This is a genomic window from Gammaproteobacteria bacterium, from assembly GCA_021647245.1.
Classification (GTDB): domain Bacteria; phylum Pseudomonadota; class Gammaproteobacteria; order RBG-16-57-12; family RBG-16-57-12; genus JAFLJP01.
Window position 1 is genome coordinate 1 of the sequence record JAKIVC010000062.1, and the last position, 3,112, is coordinate 3,112.

The window sequence follows — 3,112 nt, forward strand, 5'->3', positions numbered from 1 at the left end:
CAATGGATCGCGACAGAGCCACTCTCTTCAGTACGGCAACGCAGCATCGAAGAGAGGGCTTTTCTATGGCCGGGCAGAAGTTGGCTGCCGTAACGGGCTTCCAGATCAGCCTGGAATTCCTTAATTAAATCAACTAGCCGGATCATATCTGATCCCTCCAGCGTAGAACAAATGATTCCAGAAGTTTACCTTGCTGCTCCTTTGCCTGACTGCTGGTGACATCAGTGATGTGTGCGTAGCGTGCGGTAGTTACGGGCGATGAGTGACCAAGAATGGTTTGTAACTCACGCAGGTCAACTCCTAACTCCAGCATGTGGGTTCCAAAGCAATGTCTCAGGCTATGTACGGTGATACGAAGCTTGATGCCACGATCAGCCACTACCGCCCTCATTGCAGCTTGAACGCCACCGGCATTCATCCGACGAGTTGCATTGCGCATTTGCTCTGGACCACCGGACGGGTTGGGGAAGATCAGCTTTGGGTTGCGGTGGCTGCTCCACCATTGTCGTAGCATCTTCAATAATTCTTCGGTAATTGGCACATAACGATCCTTGCGGCCCTTACCGTTTCGAATGTGTATTCGCATACGACCTTTATCAATATCACCAACCTCCAGCCGCAATCCTTCATTTAGGCGTATGCCGGTGCTGTAGATCAGGACAAAAAAGACCCGATAGCGGAGTTTGTAAACACCTTCTATGAGCCGGTGGGTTTCACTGCGGGTGAGTATGTCCGGCAGCCGTTGCTCTTTGGGTGGCTTGACGATATCCACCCACGCCCACTGCTTGCCCAGTACGTGGTAATAGAAAAACTGCAACCCACACCGATCCAGTTTGACGGTGCTCCAAGAGTGCGTATCCAGCAGAGAAGCAAAATAATCCTTTAACTCCTCGGCAGTTAGATCATCTGGGCAGCGGTTGAAGAATTCTGCGGTACGGCGAACCGCCCTTGAATAGGCACTGAATGTTGCATCTGCTAGTCCCTGGAGTTTCAGAGCACGCTGCATGCTTGCATAGAGGGGTTTAAAACGTGCTTGCTCAATATCAATCATGAAGGTAATCTCCCAAATAGAGTTCGCGTAGTTCGCGGCCAGCTGGGTATCAGCCGGTGAGGAGATTATGGGAGACATTCAGCTGTTAGAGCAGGTTGATGGGAGAGGTCAGGCGCGCGCCGTTTGAGCGCTCTAATAAGGCGGCGCAACGCGCCTCATTAATTGTTGGTGCCTCTTGCTAGGAATGCTAGAAGTGATCAAGGTTGGAGGTACAAGCTGTTGTAAATCTGCCGCGCTAGCGGCTCCGTCCAACAAATAGCTCAACACGGACGCTGCGCGTCCTCAGCGGCGCTTGAGTTTTGTGCTTCGTAGAAGTCCTGTCTGGCTTTCAAGTTCAGTGTTAGCGCCGGTTAGCTAAACGTTAGCTTCTAGGGGCAGTCAGAACATGAGAAAAAAAACGAAAATTGCAATAGGAGTATTCCTAGGATTTATCGTTCTCATTATGGTTTGGATGTGGGTGTATATCCAAGATATGGGTTCTCCACAGGATATGGCGCCATCATCGATTATGGCTCCTCCACCGGAAGTGGCGACACCACCCAAAGAAGATCCGTTACAAGCAATAGACCGTGTTCTCGAAAGAATGGAGTTAGGGAACATTGCCTTCAATGCGCCCAAAACCATGAATCTTCATGACTCAGCATTTATTCACCTTGTGCTGTGCCTCTCTTTGGTTCGAGTGTTGCTGCCATATTCTCAAACATGAGTTTCTGCCAGCGGTAAAAAAGTGCTGGATGAATACCGTACTGGTCGCACAGGTCTGATACCGGAACTTTGTCTACCTTAAGTATGGTTACTTTCTCTTCTGGTCTATAACTCTTGCGTTTTTTGGACATTTTTGGCTCCTCATTTGGGCACCTCAATGTCGCTTATTTCATATGAGGATTTGTCGGATTCCAAGAGAAGTAACACAGAATTAGCCGTCGTGATAAGCGAGGGCAAAAGGGGGACTTGGATGTCCCGTTTTGCATGCTGAGCATCACGACTCACTTGTCGGGTAACTGCATTCTCTGCAACTTTGTTAACCTTGGCCTCCTGCTGTTTCAGGATTTTTTGCACCTGCTGTAGTTGTTCTTGTAGCTGCCGCACTGTATTCTTGAGTTCATCGTAGCTTGCATCTGCCGAGGCGCTCATGGGCAGAGCCAGCGCCATAGCGACAGCCAGCGTCTGCCGGGTTAGTCTACCGGGATGTTTCATCTATATTTCCTCCAGTCATGCCATGCGAGAAGTTGTAAGTCCTCGCAAAATCATCAATAACCCCACTGATTCTGCGATATTGCACAATGTAAGGGAGGGAAGCCGTCATTCAGGTGACGATGGCATTACAATTTTGTAATACTGCTGTCATCTTTGTGGCAGGCCGTATGGGTTAGCCTTTTTTCATACAGTGCGGGCATACAGGCTTACAGTGAAACTTTTGATTGCTGAAGATGAGCTTAAAACCGGTCAATATCTCCGGCAGGGGCTGAGTGAGGCCGGGTTTGTCGTCGATTTGGCGCATAACGGGCTGGATGGCTACCATCTGGCCATGACCGAGTGCTACGATCTGCTCATCCTCGATGTAATGCTGCCGGACGTAGATGGCTGGCGGATTCTGAAATCATTGCGTGATGCGGATAACAGGGTGCCGGTACTGTTTCTCACCGCCCGTGATAGCGTCGATGATCGGGTCAAGGGGTTAGAGCTGGGGGCGGACGACTACCTGGTCAAACCCTTTGCCTTTGCCGAGTTACTGGCGCGTGTCCGTGCCCTGTTGCGGCGTGGTGCAAGCCCTGCTGCCGAGTTGGATCTAAGCATCGCCGATCTGCAACTGGATTTGATTCGTCATCGTGCCAGCCGAGGTGGCCAGCGCATCCATCTAACTATCAAGGAGTTTGCCCTGCTGGAACTGCTGGTTCGCCATCAGGGCGAGGTGCTGCCACGCTCTCTGATCGCCTCACAGGTCTGGGACATGAATTTTGATAGTGATACTAACGTCATCGATGTGGCCATACGCCGCCTGCGCGGCAAGATTGATGATGATTTCGATCTGAAATTGATTCAGACAATACGCGGTATGGG

5 protein-coding genes are annotated in these 3,112 nt (G+C 50.5%); 2 read left to right on the forward strand and 3 right to left on the reverse strand.

Annotation, left to right across the window (positions count from 1 at the left end; all coding sequences use genetic code 11):
- Positions 1-142: 142 nt before the first annotated feature.
- Entirely contained in the window at positions 143-1,129 is a 987-nt protein-coding gene (locus tag L3J94_12095; GenBank protein ID MCF6219463.1) for a site-specific integrase, read from the reverse strand.
- 307 nt (positions 1,130-1,436) lie between these two features.
- Between L3J94_12095 and L3J94_12100 the strand changes: the two genes are divergently transcribed.
- Positions 1,437-1,757: a hypothetical protein gene (locus L3J94_12100; protein MCF6219464.1), complete on the forward strand. Its 321-nt coding sequence runs from the start codon at positions 1,437-1,439 to the stop codon at positions 1,755-1,757.
- On the opposite strand, the gene L3J94_12105 is transcribed toward L3J94_12100, so the two are convergent.
- Positions 1,696-1,887 (reverse strand): transposase, encoded by a 192-nt coding sequence (locus L3J94_12105; GenBank protein MCF6219465.1) that lies wholly within the window; start codon positions 1,885-1,887, stop codon positions 1,696-1,698. The genes L3J94_12100 and L3J94_12105 overlap by 62 nt on opposite strands.
- A gap of 10 nt (positions 1,888-1,897) precedes the next feature.
- The gene (locus L3J94_12110; GenBank protein ID MCF6219466.1) at positions 1,898-2,248 is read right to left on the reverse strand and encodes a hypothetical protein; all 351 of its coding nucleotides are present in this window, start codon (positions 2,246-2,248) and stop codon (positions 1,898-1,900) included.
- A 211-nt stretch (positions 2,249-2,459) separates the two neighbouring features.
- Here L3J94_12110 and L3J94_12115 point away from each other — a divergent pair.
- Positions 2,460-3,112: heavy metal response regulator transcription factor (locus L3J94_12115; protein MCF6219467.1), on the forward strand; the 653-nt coding region annotated here is incomplete at its 3' end.

Bases quoted from the DNA above. Each gene is read 5' to 3' on its own strand.
- L3J94_12095 (MCF6219463.1), bottom strand. From the start codon at position 1,129: ATGTCTCCCATAATCTCCTCACCGGCTGATACCCAGCTGGCCGCGAAC.
- L3J94_12100 (MCF6219464.1), top strand. From the start codon at position 1,437: ATGAGAAAAAAAACGAAAATTGCAATAGGAGTATTCCTAGGATTTATC.
- L3J94_12105 (MCF6219465.1), bottom strand. From the start codon at position 1,887: ATGTCCAAAAAACGCAAGAGTTATAGACCAGAAGAGAAAGTAACCATA.
- L3J94_12110 (MCF6219466.1), bottom strand. From the start codon at position 2,248: ATGAAACATCCCGGTAGACTAACCCGGCAGACGCTGGCTGTCGCTATG.